This is a genomic window from Pseudomonas sp. LBUM1643 (assembly GCF_059716215.1).
Map to the genome: position 1 here is coordinate 427,250 of NZ_CP166813.1, position 21,659 is coordinate 448,908.

General features: G+C 59.9%; 18 protein-coding genes. 17 read left to right on the top strand and 1 reads right to left on the bottom strand.

What is annotated here, in order from left to right; genetic code table 11:
* Positions 1 to 10 precede the first annotated feature (10 nt).
* From gltB to ACA063_RS01940, 15 genes are all read left to right on the top strand, one after another.
* Positions 11 to 4,459 (top strand): glutamate synthase large subunit, encoded by a 4,449-nt coding sequence (gltB, locus tag ACA063_RS01870; RefSeq protein ID WP_497664564.1) that lies wholly within the window; start codon positions 11 to 13, stop codon positions 4,457 to 4,459.
* Positions 4,460 to 4,492: 33 nt separating this feature from the next.
* Positions 4,493 to 5,911 carry an FAD-dependent oxidoreductase gene (locus ACA063_RS01875; RefSeq protein WP_045061932.1) on the top strand — a complete coding sequence of 473 codons (1,419 nt, stop codon included), beginning with the start codon at positions 4,493 to 4,495 and terminating at the stop codon, positions 5,909 to 5,911.
* 241 nt (positions 5,912 to 6,152) lie between these two features.
* Entirely contained in the window at positions 6,153 to 7,220 is a 1,068-nt protein-coding gene (gene hemE, locus ACA063_RS01880; protein WP_497664565.1) for a uroporphyrinogen decarboxylase, read from the top strand.
* A 294-nt stretch (positions 7,221 to 7,514) separates the two neighbouring features.
* Entirely contained in the window at positions 7,515 to 8,981 is a 1,467-nt protein-coding gene (gene gbpA, locus ACA063_RS01885; RefSeq protein ID WP_497664566.1) for an N-acetylglucosamine-binding protein GbpA, read from the top strand.
* A gap of 169 nt (positions 8,982 to 9,150) precedes the next feature.
* Positions 9,151 to 9,633, top strand: a complete 483-nt coding sequence (locus ACA063_RS01890; protein WP_497664567.1) for a type II secretion system protein N — start codon at positions 9,151 to 9,153, stop codon at positions 9,631 to 9,633.
* A gap of 7 nt (positions 9,634 to 9,640) precedes the next feature.
* A complete protein-coding gene (gspD, locus tag ACA063_RS01895) occupies positions 9,641 to 11,569 on the top strand; it encodes a type II secretion system secretin GspD (protein ID WP_497664568.1) in 1,929 nt (642 codons plus the stop codon).
* Positions 11,566 to 13,053 carry a type II secretion system ATPase GspE gene (gene gspE, locus ACA063_RS01900; protein ID WP_497664569.1) on the top strand — a complete coding sequence of 496 codons (1,488 nt, stop codon included), beginning with the start codon at positions 11,566 to 11,568 and terminating at the stop codon, positions 13,051 to 13,053. The genes gspD and gspE overlap by 4 nt, the downstream gene beginning before the upstream one ends.
* A 3-nt stretch (positions 13,054 to 13,056) precedes the next feature.
* Positions 13,057 to 14,265, top strand: coding sequence for a type II secretion system inner membrane protein GspF (gspF, locus tag ACA063_RS01905; RefSeq protein WP_497664570.1), 1,209 nt, complete (start codon positions 13,057 to 13,059; stop codon positions 14,263 to 14,265).
* Positions 14,266 to 14,268: 3 nt separating this feature from the next.
* Entirely contained in the window at positions 14,269 to 14,724 is a 456-nt protein-coding gene (gspG, locus tag ACA063_RS01910; RefSeq protein WP_497664571.1) for a type II secretion system major pseudopilin GspG, read from the top strand.
* A gap of 3 nt (positions 14,725 to 14,727) precedes the next feature.
* A complete protein-coding gene (gene gspH / locus ACA063_RS01915; RefSeq protein ID WP_497664572.1) occupies positions 14,728 to 15,195 on the top strand; it encodes a type II secretion system minor pseudopilin GspH in 468 nt (155 codons plus the stop codon).
* A complete protein-coding gene (gene gspI / locus ACA063_RS01920; RefSeq protein WP_497664573.1) occupies positions 15,188 to 15,571 on the top strand; it encodes a type II secretion system minor pseudopilin GspI in 384 nt (127 codons plus the stop codon). Before gspH ends, gspI begins: the two co-directional genes overlap by 8 nt.
* On the top strand, positions 15,564 to 16,106 hold the full coding sequence (locus tag ACA063_RS01925; protein ID WP_497664574.1) for a type II secretion system protein GspJ: 543 nt from the start codon (positions 15,564 to 15,566) through the stop codon (positions 16,104 to 16,106). Before gspI ends, ACA063_RS01925 begins: the two co-directional genes overlap by 8 nt.
* Positions 16,103 to 16,954, top strand: coding sequence for a type II secretion system protein GspK (locus ACA063_RS01930; RefSeq protein ID WP_497664575.1), 852 nt, complete (start codon positions 16,103 to 16,105; stop codon positions 16,952 to 16,954). The genes ACA063_RS01925 and ACA063_RS01930 overlap by 4 nt, the downstream gene beginning before the upstream one ends.
* On the top strand, positions 16,951 to 18,057 hold the full coding sequence (gspL, locus tag ACA063_RS01935; protein WP_497664576.1) for a type II secretion system protein GspL: 1,107 nt from the start codon (positions 16,951 to 16,953) through the stop codon (positions 18,055 to 18,057). Before ACA063_RS01930 ends, gspL begins: the two co-directional genes overlap by 4 nt.
* A complete protein-coding gene (locus ACA063_RS01940; protein ID WP_497664577.1) occupies positions 18,054 to 18,485 on the top strand; it encodes a type II secretion system protein M in 432 nt (143 codons plus the stop codon). Before gspL ends, ACA063_RS01940 begins: the two co-directional genes overlap by 4 nt.
* On the opposite strand, the gene ACA063_RS01945 is transcribed toward ACA063_RS01940, so the two are convergent.
* The gene (locus tag ACA063_RS01945) at positions 18,478 to 19,710 is read right to left on the bottom strand and encodes an MFS transporter (RefSeq protein WP_497666458.1); all 1,233 of its coding nucleotides are present in this window, start codon (positions 19,708 to 19,710) and stop codon (positions 18,478 to 18,480) included. The genes ACA063_RS01940 and ACA063_RS01945 overlap by 8 nt on opposite strands.
* A gap of 167 nt (positions 19,711 to 19,877) precedes the next feature.
* Between ACA063_RS01945 and ACA063_RS01950 the strand changes: the two genes are divergently transcribed.
* A complete protein-coding gene (locus ACA063_RS01950) occupies positions 19,878 to 20,780 on the top strand; it encodes a LysR family transcriptional regulator (RefSeq protein WP_497664578.1) in 903 nt (300 codons plus the stop codon).
* Positions 20,781 to 21,289: 509 nt separating this feature from the next.
* Entirely contained in the window at positions 21,290 to 21,619 is a 330-nt protein-coding gene (locus ACA063_RS01955) for a DUF6124 family protein (protein ID WP_497664579.1), read from the top strand.
* Positions 21,620 to 21,659 lie beyond the last annotated feature (40 nt).

Here is a 21,659-nt window from a genome sequence, read left to right on the forward strand (position 1 = left end):
GAAAGTGTCTATGAAAGCAGGTCTGTACCAACCAGATGAATTCAAGGATAACTGCGGTTTCGGCCTGATAGCCCATATGCAGGGCGAGCCCAGTCATACCCTTTTGCAAACGGCCATCGAGGCCCTGACCTGCATGACCCACCGCGGTGGGATTAATGCCGACGGCAAAACCGGTGACGGTTGCGGTCTGCTGATTCAAAAGCCGGACGTATTCCTGCGAGCCATCGCCCAGGAAACGTTCGGCGTCGAAATGCCCAAGCAGTATGCCGTGGGTATGGTCTTCTTCAACCAGGACCCGGTGAAAGCCGAAGCCGCTCGCGAGAACATGAACCGCGAGATCCTGGCCGCTGGCCTGCAGCTGATCGGCTGGCGCAAAGTGCCAATCGACACCAGCGTTCTCGGCCGTCTGGCGCTGGAGCGTTTGCCGCAGATCGAACAAGTGTTCATCGGCGGTGAAGGCCTGAGCGATCAGGACATGGCGATCAAGCTGTTCAGTTCCCGTCGTCGTTCGTCGGTGGCCAATGCCGCTGACAGCGATCACTACATCTGCAGCTTTTCCCACAAGACCATCATTTATAAAGGCCTGATGATGCCGGCGGATCTCACCGCCTTCTACCCGGACCTGAGCGACCAGCGCCTGCAAACCGCGATCTGCGTTTTTCACCAGCGCTTCTCCACCAATACCCTGCCGAAATGGCCGCTGGCTCAACCGTTCCGCTTCCTGGCGCACAACGGCGAGATCAACACCATCACCGGCAACCGCAACTGGGCTGTGGCCCGTCGCACCAAGTTCGCCAACGACCTGATGCCTGACCTCGAAGAGCTCGGCCCGCTGGTCAACCGTGTCGGTTCCGACTCCTCGAGCATGGACAACATGCTGGAGCTGATGGTTACCGGTGGCATCGACCTGTTCCGTGGCGTGCGGATGATCATTCCGCCTGCGTGGCAGAACGTCGAAACCATGGACCCGGATCTGCGCGCGTTCTACGAATACAACTCGATGCACATGGAACCGTGGGATGGCCCGGCCGGCGTGGTAATGACCGACGGTCGTTATGCGGTGTGCCTGCTCGACCGTAACGGTCTGCGTCCGGCGCGTTGGGTCACCACCAAAAACGGTTTCATCACCCTGGCCTCGGAAATCGGTGTCTGGAACTACCAGCCTGAAGACGTGATCGCCAAGGGCCGCGTGGGCCCGGGCCAGATCTTTGCCGTGGACACTGAAACCGGCCAGATCCTCGACACCGACGCCATCGACAATCGCTTGAAGTCCCGTCATCCGTACAAGCAATGGCTGCGCAAGAATGCCCTGCGCATCCAGGCGACCATGGAGGACAACGACCACGGTTCAGCGTTCTACGACGTCGATCAACTCAAGCAGTACATGAAGATGTATCAGGTCACGTTCGAAGAGCGTGATCAGGTGCTGCGTCCGCTGGGCGAGCAAGGCTACGAAGCCGTAGGCTCCATGGGCGACGATACGCCGATGGCCGTGCTGTCCCAGCGTGTTCGCACGCCGTACGACTATTTCCGCCAGCAGTTCGCGCAGGTCACCAACCCGCCGATCGACCCGCTGCGTGAAGCCATCGTCATGTCGCTGGAGATCTGCCTCGGTGCCGAGCGCAACATCTTCCAGGAGTCGCCGGAACACGCCTCGCGTGTGATCCTCAGTTCGCCGGTCATTTCCCCGGCCAAGTGGCGCTCGCTGATGAACCTCGATCGTCCGGGCTTCGAACGCCAGATCATCGACCTCAACTACGACGAAAGCGTCGGCCTCGAAGCGGCGATCCGCAACGTAGCCGATCAGGCTGAAGAAGCCGTGCGTGCCGGTCGAACCCAGGTGGTGCTGAGTGACCGTCACATCGGTCCAGGCAAATTGCCGATCCACGCTTCGCTCGCCACTGGTGCGGTGCACCATCGCCTGACCGAAAAAGGCCTGCGTTGCGATTCCAACATCCTCGTGGAAACCGCGACCGCACGTGATCCGCATCATTTCGCCGTGTTGATCGGTTTCGGCGCCTCTGCCGTTTACCCGTTCCTCGCGTATGAAGTGCTGGGCGACCTGATCCGTACCGGTGAAGTGCTGGGCGACCTTTATGAGGTGTTCAAGAACTACCGCAAAGGCATCACCAAAGGCCTGCTCAAGATCCTGTCGAAGATGGGCATCTCGACCATCACTTCGTACCGTGGTGCGCAGTTGTTCGAAGCCATCGGTCTGTCCGAAGAAGTGTGTGACCTGAGCTTCCGTGGCGTGCCGAGCCGCATCAAGGGTGCACGTTTCGTCGACATCGAAGCCGAGCAGAAAGCCCTGGCCGCCGAAGCCTGGAGCCCGCGCAAGCCAATCCAGCAGGGCGGTTTGCTGAAGTTCGTCCACGGTGGCGAATATCACGCGTACAACCCGGACGTGGTCAACACCCTGCAAGCCGCTGTGCAGCAGGGCGACTACAGCAAGTTCAAGGAATACACCTCGCTGGTGGACAACCGACCGGTGTCGATGATCCGCGACATGTTCAAGGTCAAAACCCTGGACACGCCGCTGGACATCAGCGAGATCGAACCGCTGGAATCAGTGCTCAAGCGCTTCGACTCCGCGGGCATTTCCCTGGGCGCCTTGTCGCCGGAAGCTCACGAAGCCCTGGCCGAAGCCATGAACCGCCTTGGTGCGCGTTCCAACTCCGGAGAAGGCGGCGAAGACCCGGCCCGTTACGGCACCATCAAAAGCTCGAAAATCAAGCAAGTGGCAACCGGCCGTTTCGGTGTAACACCGGAATACCTGGTCAACGCTGAAGTGCTGCAGATCAAAGTCGCTCAGGGTGCCAAGCCCGGCGAAGGCGGTCAGCTGCCAGGCGGTAAAGTGAACGGTTTGATCGCCAAGCTGCGTTACGCAGTGCCAGGCGTGACGCTGATCTCGCCGCCGCCGCACCACGACATCTACTCGATCGAAGATTTGTCGCAACTGATTTTCGACCTGAAGCAAGTCAACCCGAAGGCCCTGGTCTCGGTGAAGCTGGTAGCAGAAGCGGGCGTCGGCACCATCGCCGCCGGTGTGGCCAAGGCCTACGCGGACTTGATCACCATCTCCGGCTACGACGGCGGCACCGGTGCATCGCCGCTGACCTCGATCAAATACGCGGGCGCACCGTGGGAACTCGGCCTGGCCGAAACCCACCAGACCCTGCGTGGCAACGACCTGCGCGGCAAAGTCCGGGTGCAAACTGACGGCGGCCTGAAAACCGGCCTCGACGTGATCAAGGCTGCGATTCTCGGCGCTGAAAGTTTCGGTTTCGGCACCGCGCCAATGATCGCGCTGGGCTGCAAATACCTGCGTATCTGCCACCTGAACAACTGCGCCACCGGCGTCGCGACTCAGAACGAGAAGCTGCGCAAGGATCACTACATCGGCACCGTCGACATGGTGGTGAACTTCTTCACCTACGTCGCCGAAGAAACCCGTGAGTGGCTGGCCAAACTGGGCGTGCGGTCCCTCGAAGAGCTGATCGGCCGTACCGATCTGCTGGAAATCCTCGAAGGCCAGACCGCCAAGCAGCAGCACCTTGATCTGACTCCGTTGCTCGGCAGTGATCACATCCCGGCAGACAAGCCACAGTTCTGCCAGGTCGACCGCAACCCGCCGTTCGACAAAGGTTTGCTGGCCGAGAAAATGGTCGATATGGCCACTTCGGCTATCAACGACATGAGCGGTGCCGATTTCGCACTGGATATCTGCAATTGCGACCGTTCGATCGGCGCGCGGATCTCCGGTGAAATCGCGCGCAAGCACGGCAACCAAGGTATGGCGAACGCGCCGATCACCTTCCGCTTCAAAGGGACGGCTGGTCAGAGCTTCGGTGTGTGGAACGCCGGCGGCCTGAACATGTACCTGGAAGGCGACGCCAACGACTACGTCGGCAAAGGCATGACCGGCGGCAAACTGGTCATCGTTCCGCCCAAGGGCAGCATCTACAAGACTCAGGACAGTGCCATCATCGGCAACACCTGCCTCTACGGCGCCACGGGCGGCAAGCTGTTCGCCGCGGGTACCGCGGGCGAACGTTTCGCGGTGCGTAACTCCGGTGCTCACACCGTAGTGGAAGGCACGGGCGATCACTGCTGCGAGTACATGACCGGTGGTTTCGTCTGCGTCCTGGGCAAGACCGGTTACAACTTCGGCTCAGGCATGACCGGCGGTTTCGCCTACGTGCTCGACCAGGACAACACCTTCGTTGACCGGGTCAACCACGAACTGGTGGAAATCCAGCGGATCAGCGGCGAAGCGATGGAAGCCTATCGCAGCCACCTGCAGCGCGTGCTGGACGAATACGTCGCGGAAACCGACAGCGAATGGGGTCGTAACCTCGCTGAAAACCTCGATGACTATCTGCGCCGTTTCTGGCTGGTCAAGCCCAAGGCTGCCAACCTGAAATCGTTGCTTTCCAGCACCCGTGCCAACCCGCAGTGATATGCGCCTGAAGAGTTTGATGAGGTTTTAACAATGGCTGAACGTCTGAATAACGACTTCCAGTTCATCGAGGTCGGGCGCAAAGATCCGAAGAAGAAACTGTTGCGTCAACGCAAGAAAGAGTTCGTGGAGATCTACGAACCCTTCAAACCCCAGCATTCGGCCGATCAGGCCCACCGCTGCCTGGGTTGCGGTAATCCGTATTGCGAATGGAAGTGCCCGGTGCACAACTTCATTCCAAACTGGCTGAAACTGGTGGCCGAGGGCAACATCCTTCAGGCCGCCGAGCTGTCGCACCAAACCAACACCCTGCCGGAAGTGTGCGGCCGGGTGTGCCCGCAGGATCGTCTGTGCGAGGGTGCCTGCACCCTCAACGACGGTTTTGGCGCGGTAACCATCGGATCGGTCGAGAAGTACATCACCGACACCGCGTTCGCCATGGGCTGGCGCCCGGACATGTCCAAGGTCAAACCGACCGGCAAGCGCGTTGCCATCATCGGCGCGGGCCCGGCTGGCCTGGGTTGTGCCGACGTGCTGGTGCGCGGCGGCGTGACGCCGGTGGTGTTCGACAAGAACCCGGAAATCGGTGGTCTGCTGACCTTCGGCATCCCCGAGTTCAAGCTGGAAAAGACCGTGCTGAGCAATCGTCGCGAAGTCTTCACCGGCATGGGCATCGAGTTCCGCCTGAACACCGAAGTGGGCAAGGACGTGACCGTCGAGCAGTTGCTCGAAGAATACGATGCCGTGTTCATGGGCATGGGCACCTACACCTACATGAAGGGCGGTTTTGCCGGTGAGGACCTTCCGGGCGTGCATGACGCGCTCGATTTCCTGATCGCCAACGTCAATCGCAACCTGGGCTTTGAAAAGTCGCCGGAAGATTTCGTCGACATGAAAGGCAAGAAGGTGGTGGTGCTGGGCGGTGGTGACACGGCGATGGACTGCAACCGTACGTCGATTCGTCAGGGGGCCAAATCGGTGACCTGCGCCTATCGTCGCGACGAAGCGAACATGCCAGGTTCGCGTAAAGAGGTGAAGAACGCCAAGGAAGAAGGCGTGAAATTCCTCTACAACCGCCAGCCGATTGCCATTGTTGGCGAAGATCGCGTCGAAGGTGTGAAAGTGGTCGAGACGCGTCTCGGCGAACCGGATGCACGCGGCCGTCGTAGCCCCGAGCCGATCCCGGGTTCCGAAGAGATTATCCCGGCCGACGCCGTGGTCATCGCTTTCGGTTTCCGCCCAAGTCCGGCGTCGTGGTTCGAACAGCACAGCATCCAGACCGACAGCCAGGGCCGCGTTGTGGCGCCGGAACAAGGTCAGTACAAACACCAGACCAGCAACCCGAAAATCTTCGCCGGTGGCGATATGGTTCGCGGGTCTGACCTGGTGGTAACGGCGATCTTCGAAGGCCGCAATGCCGCTGAAGGGATCCTGGATTACCTGGGCGTCTAACTCCGCGACACAAAACCTTGTAGGAGTGAGCCTGCTCGCGATAGCGATGAATCAGTCACCAGATGCAATGACTGACACTCCGCCATCGCGAGCAGGCTCACTCCTACAGTTGTTTCGCGGTGTTGCGAAAACCGTGATTCCACCGCGACAAATTGACCCGATAGACAAAAGGCTGACCTGCAACCGTGCCTTTTGCGTCGCGCTCTGAGAAAATGCCCGCACTTTTTTTCCGGATGCCGACATGACTGCCCTGAAGAACGACCGTTTCCTTCGTGCCCTGCTCAAGCAACCCGTAGACGTCACGCCTGTCTGGATGATGCGTCAGGCCGGTCGCTACCTGCCGGAATACCGCGCCAGCCGTGCCAAGGCCGGCGACTTCATGAGCCTGTGCATGAACCCGGAGTTCGCTTGCGAAGTCACCCTGCAACCGCTCGACCGCTATCCGCAACTGGACGCGGCGATCCTCTTCTCCGACATCCTGACCATTCCCGATGCCATGGGCCAAGGCCTGTACTTCGAGACCGGTGAAGGTCCGCGCTTCAAGAAAGTCGTCAGTACCCTGGCTGACATCGAAGCCTTGCCGATTCCTGATCCGCACAAAGACCTTGGCTACGTCATGGATGCTGTCAGTACCATCCGCCGTGAACTGAACGGTCGTGTGCCGTTGATCGGCTTCTCCGGTAGCCCGTGGACCCTGGCCACCTACATGGTTGAAGGCGGCTCGTCGAAAGACTACCGCAAGACCAAAACCATGCTGTACGACAACCCGCAAGCCTTGCACCTGCTGCTGGACAAACTCGCGCAGACGGTCACCAGCTACCTCAACGGCCAGATCATGGCCGGTGCGCAAGCCGTGCAGATTTTCGATAGCTGGGGCGGCAGCCTTTCGGCGGCGGCGTACCAGGAATTCTCCCTGGCCTACATGAAAAAGATCGTCAGCGGCCTGATCCGCGAACACGAAGGCCGCAAGGTTCCGGTGATCCTGTTCACCAAGGGCGGCGGTTTGTGGCTGGAAAGTATCGCCGACGCTGGCGCGGATGCACTGGGCCTGGACTGGACCTGCGACATCGGCAGCGCCCGTGATCGCGTCGGCAGCAAAGTCGCCCTGCAAGGCAACATGGACCCAACCGTGCTCTACGCCAAACCAGAAGCCATTCGCACCGAAGTCGGCCGGATTCTCGCCAGCTACGGCAAGGGCAGCGGCCACGTATTCAACCTCGGCCATGGCATTACGCCGGAAGTCAATCCGGAACACGCCGGTGCGTTCCTGCGCGCGGTGCATGAGTTGTCGGCGCAGTATCACGAATAACGGTTACTGAAGTATTTGAAGCCTGCCGGGACACGTTCCCCGCAGGCTTTTTTATGCCTGGTGAAATGACTATCGCCCGGCGCGTCTTCGCTCGTAGGACCGATTTCCATCGGCTGACAGATAAATAAAGACAAGGACCTTTCCTTCTGTTGAAAGCGATTACTCCTACATAGAAATTGCCGCTATCCCCGTAAGGTTCCAGCCCCTTGCCGGGTGCGTTACGCACCCGGCGATATCGCACCCATTGGCGCTTTTCCGAGCGCCTCTATTTCGATAAGCAGTCTGGAACCCATCATGAAAAACAATTTCGAGAAGAGAAGTGCGTTAGCCGCCTGCACTACTTCAATGATTCTTTTATCGGCAATGTTCGCCTCGCAAACTGTTTCCGCTCACGGTTATCTGGAAGTGCCACCTTCGCGGGCGCTGCTCTGCCAAAAAGGCGTAAACACCAATTGCGGTGGTGCGCAATACGAACCGCAAAGCGTCGGTGAAACCTTCAAGGGCTTTCCGGCAGGCGTTGGTGGTGCTCCCTTGCAGGGCCCGGTTGATGGGAAGATCGCCAGTGGCGGTCACTCCCTGTTCTCGGCCCTTGACGCTCAGTCCGCGACCCGCTGGCAGCTGACCGAAATCAAAGACCGCAACATCAATTTCGAATGGCAATACACCGCCGTTCACCCTGCGACCAAGCACGAATATTTCATCACCCGCAACGGCTGGAACCCGAACGAATCGCTCAAACGCGCCACCTTCGAAAGCACGCCGTTCTGCACGATCGACGGTGGCAACCAGAAACCCGTCTCCGGTGCCAAGCACAACTGCACCATTCCTGAAGACAAGTCCGGTCAGCACGTCATCCTGGCGATCTGGACAGTCGGTGACACCGACATGGCCTTCTATAACCCTACCGATGTAAACATTCTGGCTGAGCCATCGCTGCCAGGCGGCTGGTCTTCCGTGGGTGGCATTGCGCCGTCGACCGCATTGCTGGTCGGAGACAAGGTTAAAGCCCGCGCGTTCTCGGCCAATGGTGAAAGCCCGGAGTACAGCGTCGAAATATCCATCGACAACGTCGAGGAAGGTTCGCCAAACAACTGGGCCTTCAAACTGGCCGAAAAAATCAATGCGACCCACACCCTTGTTCGAGCCGGTGTTCGTGATGAGAACGGCAACATCGAACCGGTGAAGGGTAACAACAGCCTGTACGCGCAAAAAGAAAGCGCCATCACCCGTTACGAAGTGCAGCTGGACATGAAAGAAGACGCCGCAGCTCGCTTGTCGGTGGCTTCGCAGCAAGCTGAGTACGTATTGGATAAAGGTCGTGCCAAGGTCGACTTCAGCATTATGTCCAATCGCAAAATGAACGTCGAAGCGACATTGTTCGATCAGAACAACAAGCCGGTCGGCACTACTTCGGCCCAAGTGGATAGTGGACTGGCATCGCTCGTCATGGATGTTCGCAGCAATCCCGGCGCACATACTCTGACTCTGGTCGGTACTACTCTGGATGGTCGCACGACTCGCCAGGACACCCAGCCAACCAACATCACCGGTGAAGGCACGGGCATCGAATATGACTTCGTGTTCCCGGAAGGTGTAAGCGACTACACCGCTGGCACCAAGGTGCTGCAACCTAAAACCAATGAAGTCTTCGAGTGCAAACCTTTCCCCGAGTCCGGTTACTGCAAGCAGTACAGCCCGACTGCCAACGGTTTTGAACCCGGTGTCGGTGCTCACTGGCACATGGCGTGGGACAAGCTCTAAGTCCTCCCTGTAAACCTTCAGGCGATCTCGTACAGATCGCCTGAAGGGTCATTTTTCTGTTGAGCATCGAGTTGAAAATGATGGTTTCGGTTTACTCCAGACACCGCATTCACCTGCGCGGGTTTTCGGGTGTATGACAGCGCTCGCCGTCATGCTGCGCAGAAGCTTAATGCTGGTTGTAGCGATCAGCTATGCAACTTTTCTTGTCTGGCAGGAGTGGGACTTTCGCGCAAACGTCTCGATCACTTCGCCTTTTGTAGCCTCGACACTCCCGGCGCCGTCCCGCGAAACGCTGGATACCACCGCGATTACTACCGTGCTGGGTCTGGCAGATGAAACTGCGCGGTTGCCCAGCGCCGAACCATTGACCTTGCAGGCCAGTTTTGTCGTCGGGTCTGGTGTGTCGAGGGCGTTGCTCGCCGACTCTCAAGGTTCGCGCATGTACCAGGTGGGAGAACAGTTACCGGGTGGCAGCGTGCTACGCCGTGTCGAACCCAACCAGGTCGTGTTGTGGAACAAGGGGCGGGAAGAGCTGCTGACGTTGCAACCATCTGCCGAACGTTTTCTACGCAGGCTTGAGTGGCCAGCCGCACCCAATGCAGCTGCCGTTTCATCGCGTTTTCTACGCCCGTTTTTCGAGCCGTCAGAGTGATCATTTCATGAACAGCTTCACCCGTGCGCAGGCATTGCGCGTCCTGCTTCTTCTCGTCTTTTTAGTGTCGGCGAACGAGCCCGGCACACTTCAAGCCGAAGAAGAAAAATGGCAACTGGCGATGAACAATGCCGAGCTGCGGGACATCGTCGAGGAGATTTCCAGCATTCTCGGGACCACCGTAGTGCTCGACCCAAGAGTCACGGGTCGCATTACCGTCATGTCCCGTCAGGCCCTTGATCGCGAGGGTGTCCGTCGCTTGTTCTACTCGGTGCTGGATGCGCATAACTTCACGGTGATCGACGAGGGCGACCGGATCCTGATCACGCCGGTGGCTGAAGCCAAGACCCGTGCCGGCCAAGGCGTGGCAAAGAACGCAACAGCGTCGCAATTTGTCACCCGGGTCATCGAACTGAATACCAGTAACGCCGCCGACATTGCCGGACTGGTGCGGCCGTTGATTTCGGCCAATGGTTACGTCGGCCCGTCGGTATCGGCCAACGCCCTGGTGGTCACCGACACGGCCGCCAACGTGCAGCGTGTCACCCAGCTCATCCGGCAGTTGGACGCTGGCCAGAACACCCTGCATGCCGTCGTGCAATTACGTCACGCCCAAGCGGCTGATGTGGCGCCGGTGATGGAAGCCACGCTAGGCAAACGCAATGCCGATACAGCCACTCAGGTCATCGCCGACACTCGGACCAACCGCCTGATCCTCATCGGTCCGCCCACGGTCCGCCAGCGTCTGGTTGACCTGGCGCGCAGCCTGGATACACCTGCTACCGCGAGCCTCGACAATGCCCGAGTCATTCGCCTGCGCTACAGCGATGCCAGGCAATTGGCTGAAGTGCTTGAAACGATGGGGCAGGGCAGAAAACCGACCCAGACGATGGGGGGGGCAAAGGAGCAGGCCAGCGGCCCTGCGTTCATGATCAAGGCAGACGAAAGCCAGAATGCGCTGGTGCTGATTGCCGAGCCGGCCCAGATTCGGACCATCGAAAACATCGTGCGGCAGTTGGATCAACCCAGGGCCCAGGTGCTGATCCATGCCGCGATTGTGGAAATTTCCGGGGACATGGCCGAGGCCGTTGGTGTCCAGTGGAACATCAATACCGGTGACGCGAAGGGTTTCCTCAACTTCCCCGGTACCGACATCCCGATCGTCGGCGGACTGACGTTCGATGAGAGAAAAAGCGCACCGGAAGGCGCCATTCTGCAGTTGGGCAGCGACCGATTCGGCGCGTTGATTTCGGCGCTGGCAAGCAATACCCGCAGCAACTTGCTGTCCACGCCGAGCCTGCTGACGCTGGACAATCAGCAAGCGGAAATCATCGTCGGCCAGAACGTGCCGTTCAAAACCGGTTCCTACGCCACCAACAGCAGCGGTGCGGATAATCCGTTCACCACAGTCGAGCGCAAGGACGTGGGCATCAGCCTGAAGATCAAGCCCTACATCAACGAAGGCTCGACGTTGCGTCTTGAGGTCGAGCAGGAAGTGTCCGACATCGCGCCCTCAGTATCGGGCGTCGATTCATCTGATCTGATTACCAACAAACGCGCGCTCAAGAGCACCATCCTGGCCGACGATGGCGAGATCATCGTCATCGGTGGCCTGATCAGGGACAGCGTCCGCACTCAGCAGAGCGGCGTGCCCTTGCTGCGTGATATCCCTTACCTCGGCGCGTTGTTTCGCTGGAAAAAGGACACCCAGACCAAAAGCAATCTGATGGTCTTTTTGCGCCCGACCATCGTGCGCAGCAAGGAGGATCTGTCCGGGGTCAGCCAGCAGCGTTACAACGCGCTGCATGACCTCAGCAAGTCTGGCGCGCAGGGCAATAATTCATTGCTGCTGCCGGCGGATTCGCGTCAGTTGTTCGAACCGGTCAGCGATACGCCGGTGTTCGATTTGAGAAAGCAACCGTCGGTGCGTCCGTGAGCGATAAGCCCGTAAACGAAGGGTGCGAGCAATTGCCCTTCGGCTTCGCGCGGCGTTTTGGTGTGCTGCTGGAGCGTGAAGGCTCGGCGCTGAGCCTGGCGCTGCGGGCCGATACGCCGCTGACGGCGCTGGCAGAAGCTCGGAGGATGTGCGGCCAGGACCTGCCGTTTCGAATCCTCGATGCCGATGTTTTCGCTTTACGCCTGGCATCGGCTTACCGCGAGGGCCAGAGCGCTGCGGAGCAGGTCGCCCAAGGGCTGGACAACGAACTGGACCTGCTCAGCCTGGTCGATCAAGTCCCGCAAACCGCTGATCTACTGGAGCAGCAGGGCGATGCACCCATCATCCGGCTGATCAACGCACTGCTCAGTGAAGCAGTGCGCGAGCAGGCATCTGATCTGCACCTGGAAACCTTCGAACAGTACCTGTCGGTGCGCATGCGTGTTGATGGGCAATTGCGCGAAATGCTTCGACCCCGGCGTGAGCTGGCGACCCTGTTGGTGTCGCGAATCAAGGTCATGGCGCGCCTGGACATCGCTGAAAAACGCGTCCCTCAAGATGGCCGTATCGCGTTGCGCCTGGCGGGTCATGAAGTCGATGTACGCGTCTCGACATTACCCTCGGCGCATGGCGAAAGAGTGGTGTTGCGCCTGCTCGACAAACAGGCCGGACGCCTGGACTTGCATCGGCTGGGAATGCCGGACGATACCCTCATGACCCTGCGCCAATTGTTGGCCAGGCCCCACGGCATCCTGCTGGTCACCGGCCCCACCGGCTCGGGCAAGACCACCAGTTTGTATGCCGCGCTCAGCAGTCTGAATGACCAGACCCGCAACATTCTCACGGTCGAAGACCCCATCGAGTATCACCTGCCGGGGGTAGGCCAGATGCCGGTCAATCCAAAGGTGGACATGACCTTCGCCCGTGGCTTGAGAGCGATCCTGCGTCAGGACCCAGACGTGGTGATGGTCGGCGAAATTCGTGACCGCGAGACAGCGGAGATTGCCGTTCAGGCATCACTGACCGGTCACCTGGTGCTCTCGACATTGCACACCAACAGTGCGGTCGGCGCGGTAACCCGGCTGGTGGACATGGGCGTCGACACCTACCTGCTGGCATCGTCGCTGGTGGGGGTTTTGGCCCAGCGCCTGGTGCGTACGTTGTGCCCCCATTGCAAGGTGCCGTACCTCGCCGATGCGGCGACCTGCACGCGTTTGGGGCTTGGCCCCGAGGCATCGCATCAACTCTTCAGGGCCGAGGGATGTGAACAGTGCCAGCACGGGTACCGCGGTCGGGTTGGCATTTACGAACTGATCAGCGTGACCCCCGAAGTGTCCGCACTGATCCATCAAGGCAGCAGTGAACACGCCTTGACCGAGGCAACCCGCAAGCACTCGCGCAGCCTGTTTCAGGACGGTCGTCAGCGGGTACTGGACGGTTTGACCAGTCTCGATGAGTTGCTGCGTGTGACGCAGGAGGACTAGCCAATGCCAACATTTATTTACCGCGCTCACGATGCCCATGGCCGCAGTTGCAAAGGTCGACTGGAAGCCGACGGTGCTCGTCATGCCCGCCAATTGCTGCGCGAGCGGGGGTTGTGGCCACTTGAGCTGACCGAGGCCAGCGCCGGCGGCGACGGGGGAGTAAAGCCGCGCGTGGGGCGTTTGAGTGCGGCTGAACTGGCGCTGCTGACGTTGCAGTTATCGACGCTGGTTCAGGCCGGCTTGCCCCTGGAGGAAGCGCTCGATGCGGTCGCGAAGCAGAGCGCCAAGCGCAAGGTGGCCGGTCTGTTGTCTGCCGTCAGAAGCCGGGTGATGGAAGGGCATGCCTTGGCGGCAGCGCTGGGGATGTTCCCCAGGGCGTTTCCCGAATTGTTCCGGGCCACCGTTGCTGCCGGCGAACGTTCCGGCCACCTCGGCCACGTGCTGGAGCAACTGGCGGCTTACACCCAGACCCGCCAGGCCTCGCGCCAAAAAATCCAGATGGCCCTTGTCTACCCGCTCATTCTGATGCTGGCCAGTGTGGCGATCATCGGCTTTTTGCTCGGTTTTGTCGTGCCGGACGTCGTGAAAATTTTCGTCGACAGCGGACAGCCATTGCCTTGGCTGACCCAGGCGTTGATCGGCGTGAGCAACGGGCTGCGCAACCACTTTCTGTTACTGCTGGCACTGCTGGCAACACTCATCAGCCTGTGGCGCTGGAGCCTGCGCCAGCACTCATGGCGCCTGCGCTGGCATCGGCTGGCCTTGCACCTGCCGGTCATGGGCGAAGTGCTGCGTGCAATGGAAGCCGCGAGGTTTGCCAGCACCCTGGCAATCCTCGGCAAGAGCGCGGTGCCTTTGGTGGACGCGTTGGAAATCGCTGCGGCGGTCATCGGCAACCTGACCATTCGCGCCCGCATGGTCGATGTCGCCCGCTCGGTCCGTGAAGGCGCAACCCTGACTCGCGGCCTCGAACTGAGCGGTGATATCCCGCCGATGATGCTGCACATGATTGCCAGCGGTGAACGCGCCGGCGAACTCGATCGCATGCTCGCTCGTGCCGCCGATCAACAGGAAAGCAGCCTGGCGGCGCGTATCGCACTGGTCGTGAGCCTCTTTGAGCCGGCCATGCTGGTGGTGATGGGCGGCGTCGTGCTGCTGATCGTCCTGGCCATCCTGCTACCGATTCTCAGCCTCAACCAATTGGTGAATTGAACCATGCAACCCTTACCTAAAAACTCACCCTCCACCCAGCGCGGTTTCACCCTGATTGAAATCATGGTGGTGGTCGTCATCATCGGCGTGCTGGGGGCTATCGTGGTGCCGCAGTTCATGAGTCGTCCTGATCAGGCCAAGGTTACCGCCGCAAAAATCGATATCCAGGCCATCGCTACCGCGCTGGAAATGTATCGCCTCGACAACTTTGCCTACCCCTCGACGCAACAAGGTCTGGAAGCCTTGACCAAGCGCCCTTCCGGGCTTCCTGCCGCGCGGAACTGGAACCCTCAGGGTTACCTGAAAAACATGCCCGTCGATCCGTGGGGCACGCCGTATCAGTACCTTAATCCTGGGGTGCAATCGATCGACGGGGACTACGACATTGTGTCGCTGGGCTCCGACGGCGCGATAGGGGGTGAAGGGCAGGCGAGCGATATCGGCAACTGGAGTCGCTGACCGATGCGCAAGCGGTGTACAGGCTTCACCTTGCTGGAGCTGATGATCGTCATCGTCTTGATCGGTGTGTTGCTGGGCATGGCGAGTTTTGCCACGGGCCTGAATCCGGCGCGCCAGGCAAGGCAGGAGGCGCACGCGCTTGCACAGGTCATGCAACAGCTACGAGAACGCGCCGTGTTTGAGGGGCGTGAATATGGCCTGCGCCTGAGTATCGAGGGTTATCGCGTGATGCGGCATGAAACGCGTGGCTGGGAATCGGCGGGCAGTTTTTATCGGTGGCCTGATAACGTTCGGGCGCGGCTCAAACAAGACGGGTATTCGTTGATCCTCGGTGCTGACGAAGGGCCGCCTCAATTACTGTTGCTCAGCAGCGATGAAACCAGCGCGTTCACGCTGACGTTCATCGCTGCTGACAGAACCTGGCTGAGTCTTTCCGGGGACGGTATCGGTGAGGTGGTGATCGATGGGTAGCCGTCAGTCCATCACGCGCATGCGCGGCTTCACGTTGTTGGAAATCATGGTAGCCCTGGCGATTTTTGCGACGCTGGCGGCCGCTGTACTGTCGGCGAGTCAATACGTGGTGAAGCAGACCGCTGGCGTCGAAGAGCGTGTCTTCGCGGCCTGGCTGGCGGATAACCAGCTCAACGAATTGCGCCTGCAATCGCCAGTGGCTGTCGGCCAACACCAGCGGGTCGTGCACATGAATCGCCGCGATTGGTTGCTGCGCCTGACTGTCAGTGAAGCGAGCGATCCGTACCTGCTCAACATCAACATCGACATCACGCTTCCCGGTCGCGAGCACCACCTGTACCGCGCCAGTGGCTGGGTGCCTTTTCGTCATGAATAAACAGCGCGGATTCACCCTGCTGGAACTGGTCATCGCGTTGGCAATTTTCGCCCTGCTGGGGTTGGCCAGTTGGGGCTTGTTCGATGGCGTGGTGCGAGTACAGCAAAGTACGACAGCCCATGAACGCGAATTCAGAAGCCTGCAACGCGCCGTGGCCGTGATCGAACGTGACCTGATGCATGCCACCGGGCAGCCCGTCGTGCTGACACAGGCAGGCCTGCAGTTACAGCGCAGTCACTGGCGAAATCCCCTGGACCAGCCTCGCAGTGAACGGCAAGCGCTGAGCTATCAACTGGAGAACGGCGCGTTGTGGCGCGAGAGCCGGGGAGACGGTACGGCGGTCGTGCAACGACAGAAACTGCTCGACGAGGTTCGGGACTTGAGCTGGCGGCTGTTTGATGCCGAGGCTGGCTGGCGAAGTGATTGGCCCTCCGGGCAAGGCCAGAAAGCGCCAATGGCGTTGGAAGTGCAAGTGTCGGCCGGACGTTTCGAAGCGATCCGTCGAGTGCTGCTGATGCCGGGCGCGCGGCCATGAACGGACGTCAAAATGGCATGGCATTGATCAGCGTATTACTGGTCATGAGCCTGGTGCTGTTGATCACCAGCGGCTTGTTGCGCAGTCATCGCCTGATGCTGCAAAGCAGCGGTCAACAGTTGCAGCAGTTACACCTGCGCCAACTGGCCATTGGCGCCGAAGCCTGGGCACTGCTGCAGTTGCAGGACGCGGAGCAAGGCACAAAAAGAACTGTCGATCTGACTCAGGACTGGGCCCATCTGACGCCTGCATTCGACAATGAGGAGGCGCAAATCAGTGTCGATATCGAGGACCTCGCAGGGCGGTTCAACCTCAACGCATTGCTGAAGCCGGGACAGATCGATCAGGTCACGCTCAACCGTTGGGCGCGCTTGCAGGCATCGCTCGATCTTGCGCCGCTGCAACTGAACCAGGTGGGGGAATTGCGGGAGCTGAGCCAGCTGCGTTTGCTGCCGGGCGTTGACGGTCAGGTGTTGCGTCAGCTTGAACCCTGGGTAGCGATGTTGCCCGCCGAGGCGGCATTGAACATCAACACGGCACCAGCGCTGGTATTGAGGACGCTCGCTGAAGTGGACGCCACGACCGCCGATGCCTTGGTCCTGCAGGCGTCGACCTCGGCCTGGGGCAGCGTTCAGGCCTTTACTCAAGACCCGCTGATTTCCGGATTGGGCCTGAGCAGTCATGGACTAGGGATCTCCAGCCGCTGGTTCCGGATCACGGTGCAGGTGACCTCGGGACATCGCCGTTTACGATTGATCACCGACGTCGAGCGTGACCTCAAGACACGCCAACTGAATGTCCTGCAAAAACGTTTTCTCCCTTCGATGGCCAACGAGACTTTGCGATGAACACCTGGCTTTACCTGACCGCCGAAGGCCTTGTGGCGGAGTCGACCGACTGGCCTTGTTGCGTCTGGTCACCGACCGGCCAACGCCAAACCCTACCTTTAGATCAAGCAGCACAGGCGTTGAACGGGCAGGCCGTCGACCTGCTGTTGCCAATCGAGTTATGCAGCTGGGTGCGCAGCGATCCCTGGCCTTCGCGACGCGCTCCCGACAAACGAGTCATCGCGTTTGCGGTGGAAGATCAACTCAGCGAGGCGCTCGAGGCGTTGCACCTCAGCGTCGGTGCGCGTGACCGTGAAGACCGCTACCCGGTGATGGTCATTGCCCGACAACGACTGACTGCCATCCTGGCGTTGTTGGCGGCGTCAGGCATTGAGGTCCGCTCGATCTTCGTTGATGCCGACATCTTGCCCGACGATCACGCGCTAGGCGTCTGGTGGTTGGGTCGCTGGATCCTGGGTGGCGGGCTGCCGACGCGGATGGCGTTGTCGGAGGACGCGCTGACCCAACTGCGGCCCGTGTTGCCCGCGGACATTCGGTGGTGCGATGAGCGTCAGGATGGCCCAACCCTTGATCAATGGCTGAAGACGCGCCCACCGCATGCAATCAATTTGCTGCAAGGTTGTTTCGCCCCGCGTCGCAGACCTTTGCCCTGGCGCCTCGGCGGGTTTGCGATGGCGTTCGTGTTGTTGATGACCTGGGGCGCCAGTGAAATGCGCATTCGTTTTCTGGAAAGTGAAACCCGCCGTCTCGTCACTCAAAACGAGCAGCGGTTCAAGGCGATTTACCCTGATCAAAGCCGCATCGTGGATCTGGCCGCTCAACTCAAGGCACTTCAAAGTCGACCGGTGGAACCACAGAACACACGGATTGCCGGGCTGGTGAAACTGATTGAAACCGTCATCGGTGCCAGCGCTGTCGAAGTGCGCCGTATCGAGTTCCGGGCGGGTGACGGATGGAAGATCCAGCTGACCGCCAACAGCTTTGCCGAGCTTGAGCAGTTGCGTGAACGGGGGCGGCAGCAAGGCATGTCCGTCAGGCTCGATAGCGCCACCAAAGAGCGCAACAACGTGCACGCCACCCTCACCGTGGAAGACAACGCATGAAGCAGGCATGGCAACGCATTTCTGTGCGTGAACAACGGTTGCTGCAAGCCCTGGGTACTTTTTTGTTGATCGTTGTGGCATTCAGTCTGATCTGGCAGCCGACTCGCCAGCGTCTGGAAACCGTAGAGCGTCAACATCAGCATCAGTTGGCATTGGTTGCGCAACTGCAACTCGCGCAACCGCGGAGCAATGCTCCAGCCGATTCCAGTCAGCCCCTGTCGCTGCGCATCAGCGACAGCGCCACGGTAGCGGGGCTCGATATCCACCAGATGGAAACCGACATCGATTCAGTGCGCCTGACCCTCAGCGCAAACGCGAAGGTCGTGATGCAATGGCTCGACGGCGTCGAGCGTGAGGGGGTTGCGCTGCAATCATTGACGCTGGAAAAACGAGACGCGCTGCTGGAGGTGCGGGTGGTGTTCAGATAGGGGTGCCGCTACCGGGCAAGAGCGGCAACTTCGCCAACTTCAACGCCACGAGCAGCGCAATCACCAGCAAGGTGCCAACGAACAGCCCGATCCCGTTCCACCCACCCAGGTGCCAGAACACACCGCCCGCCGTCCCGGCAATGCTCGACCCGGCGTAATAGCTGAACAGGTACAGCGACGACGCCTGACCCTTGGCCTTGGTGGCGCGGCGGCCAATCCAGCTGCTCGCGACCGAATGCGCGCCGAAGAAGCCGAAGGTGAAAATCAGCATGCCGATGATGACCAGCGGCAGTGGCGTGAACATCGTCAGGGCGAGGCCGCCGATCATCAATACGATGGTCGACCAGAGCACTTTGCGGCGCCCCAGTTTGTCGGCCAGCGAGCCGATTTTCGCCGAACTGTAGATCCCCGACAGGTACACCACTGACAGCAGCCCGACGAAGGCTTGTTCCATGTGGTACGGCTCGGCCAGCAGGCGATAGCCGATGTAATTGAACAGGGTGACGAACGCGCCCATCAACACAAAAGCTTCAAGGAACAGCAGCGGCAGGCCGGCATCGCGAAAGTGCATGGTGAACCCGTCGAGCAGGCTGCGCGGGTGCAGCGAGCGTGGGCGGAAGTTGCGTGATTCGGGAAGGATTTTCCAGAACACCGCCGCTGCAATCAGCGCCAGCCCCCCGATGACCAGCATCGCGGTGTGCCAGCTGACGAAGTCGATCAACACGCCGGTGATCAAACGACCGCTCATCCCGCCGATGGCGTTGCCGCCGATGTACAGGCCCATCGCCAGGCCGATGTGCTGCGGGTGGATCTCTTCGCTCAGGTACGTCATGGCGACCGCCGCCAGACCGCTCAACGACAAGCCGATCAGCGCACGCATCAGCAACACGCCATGCCAGCTCGGCATCATCGAACTGGCGATGGTGCACAGCGCTGCTGCGAACAACGCGGCAACCATCACCGGTTTGCGCCCCACTCGGTCGGAGATTGGGCCGGTGATCAGCAGGCCGATGGCGAGCATGCCGGTGGCGACTGATAGGATCAGGCTGCTCTGTGCTGCATTGATGGCGTATTCGTGGGACAGCAGCGGCATCATCGGTTGCACGCAGTACAGCAGGGCGAATGTCGCGAAGCCGCCGCAGAACAGCGCCAGCACCGTGCGCATGAACATCGGCGTGCCTTTTTCGATGTAGATCTCCTTCATCTCGGCGACGACATCGTCCAGCGCGGCGGGTGGAACTTCATGGGCGAGTGGAGCGACAACAGTTTTCACTTCGGACCTCGGTAGCAGGTAGCCGGTCAGGCAATGAAAAAAGCATATAGCTGCCTAATGATTCAATCCAATATATTGTTCGACCTGTTTGAGAGGTTTTACGACCTAATGGAGTTTTCATGGAATTGCGTCACCTGCGCTACTTCATCGCCGTCGCCGAAGAACTGCACTTTGGCCGCGCCGCACAGGTGCTGGGCATCTCGCAGCCACCGCTGAGCCAGCAAATTCAGGCACTCGAACAAGAGGTTGGGGCGCGCTTGTTCGAGCGTACCAATCGTCGGGTCGAGCTGAGCGAAGCCGGCCGGTTGTTTCTGCAGGAAGCACGGCTGGTGCTGGCACAGGTCGACAAAGCCGCCGACGTCGCACGCCGGGCGCAACTCGGTGAGCTGGGCGAACTGAAGATTGGCTTTACCTCATCGGCACCCTTCAACTCCACCATCCCCCAGGCGATTTTCTCGTTCCGCCAGCGTTTCCCGGCGGTGCATTTAAACCTGCGGGAAATGAGCAGTACCCAAGTGGCCGATGCGCTGGTGGACGAGTCCATCGAAGTCGGGATCATGCGACCGCTTGGTCTGCCGGATTCTCTGAGCGTGGTTGAGCTGATGAGAGAGCCGCTGGTGGCAGTGCTCAGTTCCAAGCATCCACTAGTGAATAGCAGCGAGGACGGCCTGTTTCTGTCAGCCCTTGCCCTCGAGCCGTTCGTCTTTTTCCCGCGCAGCTACGGCAGCGGTCTTTACGCGCAACTGCTCAGTCTGGCGCGGGACTCCGGCTTCAGCCCGCACTTCGCCCAGGAAGCCGGCGAGGCCATGACCATCATTGGACTGGTGGCGGCGGGGTTGGGCGTGTCGGTGCTGCCGGCGTCGTATCAACGGATGCGCATTGACGGGGTGGTGTATCGGCCTTTGCTGGATCCGGCAGCGGTGTCGGCGGTGTGGCTGGTGCAGCGCAAGGATCAGAAGTCGCCGATGGCGCGGGCGTTTGTGGCGTTGTTGACGAGGAAGGTTGAGCCTCTCGCGCAATGACTGCTGCGCAGTCAATCGCGGGCAAGCCCGCTCCCACAGAGTCTGGCGGCGTGAACGCGATTGCCGTCACACCGACTAACTTTGTGGGAGCGGGCTTGCCCGCGAAAGCGTCCGCCAGCTCACCAGAAAACGTGCATTTACCTATACTTAATCGGACGATTCGCTGAAGGACGTAGGACATTTCCATATTGCCTTGAGCAGGCCACAGCGCCTTGCGGCATTGCCTACAACTAATCCAGAATCCGCCGGCTTGTGCGCCTTGGGGGCGGTCGATAACTTGGATCGGTCACTGATTCCCAGTGATCGGGTTTAGTCGCCCGAGGTTGTTAGTAGGTGCACAGCGTTCTATTCAGTCAGGTATCCCTCATCCCTGTACTTAATGGTGGTTGTGCGCAGGGCGCTTTCGAGCGCGCCGGTATTGCTAACTCCCCGGTCGACTAACCTGCGCACAGCCGCCACCCATTCGTTTAGTCGCGAGGCAGTTGCGGCTCCATTTAAGGAGTTGGCAAATGTTAAAGGTCACACCCAATCCGCCGGACACCGATCCGACGTCGCCGCACCAAAACCTCAATTCTGAAACGCCGAACGATGCCACCGAACACCTCGGCAGTCGCTCGCGTCAACCGAGCTCCATCTTCCTCATCGCTCCCGATATCGACAATCAAACTCTGCTCGAGTACGCCTGCGAATCCCTGGCCTCAGCGAACGTCATGGCCAGCGACTTTGCGAGGTATCTGGAAGGATCGCAGTGCAACACACTGCTAGGCATCCAGCAGTCGATCATGCTGGGGGAGTTGGCTGTGAATCGGGTGCTGGATAACCTCGATCCATCCAATTAACGACCGCGTTGCCCAAATAAAAAGATCGCAGCCTGCGGCA

Bases quoted from the DNA above. Each gene is read 5' to 3' on its own strand.
- gltB (WP_497664564.1), top strand. From the start codon at position 11: ATGAAAGCAGGTCTGTACCAACCAGATGAATTCAAGGATAACTGCGGT.
- ACA063_RS01875 (WP_045061932.1), top strand. From the start codon at position 4,493: ATGGCTGAACGTCTGAATAACGACTTCCAGTTCATCGAGGTCGGGCGC.
- hemE (WP_497664565.1), top strand. From the start codon at position 6,153: ATGACTGCCCTGAAGAACGACCGTTTCCTTCGTGCCCTGCTCAAGCAA.
- gbpA (WP_497664566.1), top strand. From the start codon at position 7,515: ATGAAAAACAATTTCGAGAAGAGAAGTGCGTTAGCCGCCTGCACTACT.
- ACA063_RS01890 (WP_497664567.1), top strand. From the start codon at position 9,151: ATGCTGGTTGTAGCGATCAGCTATGCAACTTTTCTTGTCTGGCAGGAG.
- gspD (WP_497664568.1), top strand. From the start codon at position 9,641: ATGAACAGCTTCACCCGTGCGCAGGCATTGCGCGTCCTGCTTCTTCTC.
- gspF (WP_497664570.1), top strand. From the start codon at position 13,057: ATGCCAACATTTATTTACCGCGCTCACGATGCCCATGGCCGCAGTTGC.
- gspG (WP_497664571.1), top strand. From the start codon at position 14,269: ATGCAACCCTTACCTAAAAACTCACCCTCCACCCAGCGCGGTTTCACC.
- gspH (WP_497664572.1), top strand. From the start codon at position 14,728: ATGCGCAAGCGGTGTACAGGCTTCACCTTGCTGGAGCTGATGATCGTC.
- gspI (WP_497664573.1), top strand. From the start codon at position 15,188: ATGGGTAGCCGTCAGTCCATCACGCGCATGCGCGGCTTCACGTTGTTG.
- ACA063_RS01925 (WP_497664574.1), top strand. From the start codon at position 15,564: ATGAATAAACAGCGCGGATTCACCCTGCTGGAACTGGTCATCGCGTTG.
- ACA063_RS01930 (WP_497664575.1), top strand. From the start codon at position 16,103: ATGAACGGACGTCAAAATGGCATGGCATTGATCAGCGTATTACTGGTC.
- gspL (WP_497664576.1), top strand. From the start codon at position 16,951: ATGAACACCTGGCTTTACCTGACCGCCGAAGGCCTTGTGGCGGAGTCG.
- ACA063_RS01940 (WP_497664577.1), top strand. From the start codon at position 18,054: ATGAAGCAGGCATGGCAACGCATTTCTGTGCGTGAACAACGGTTGCTG.
- ACA063_RS01950 (WP_497664578.1), top strand. From the start codon at position 19,878: ATGGAATTGCGTCACCTGCGCTACTTCATCGCCGTCGCCGAAGAACTG.
- ACA063_RS01955 (WP_497664579.1), top strand. From the start codon at position 21,290: ATGTTAAAGGTCACACCCAATCCGCCGGACACCGATCCGACGTCGCCG.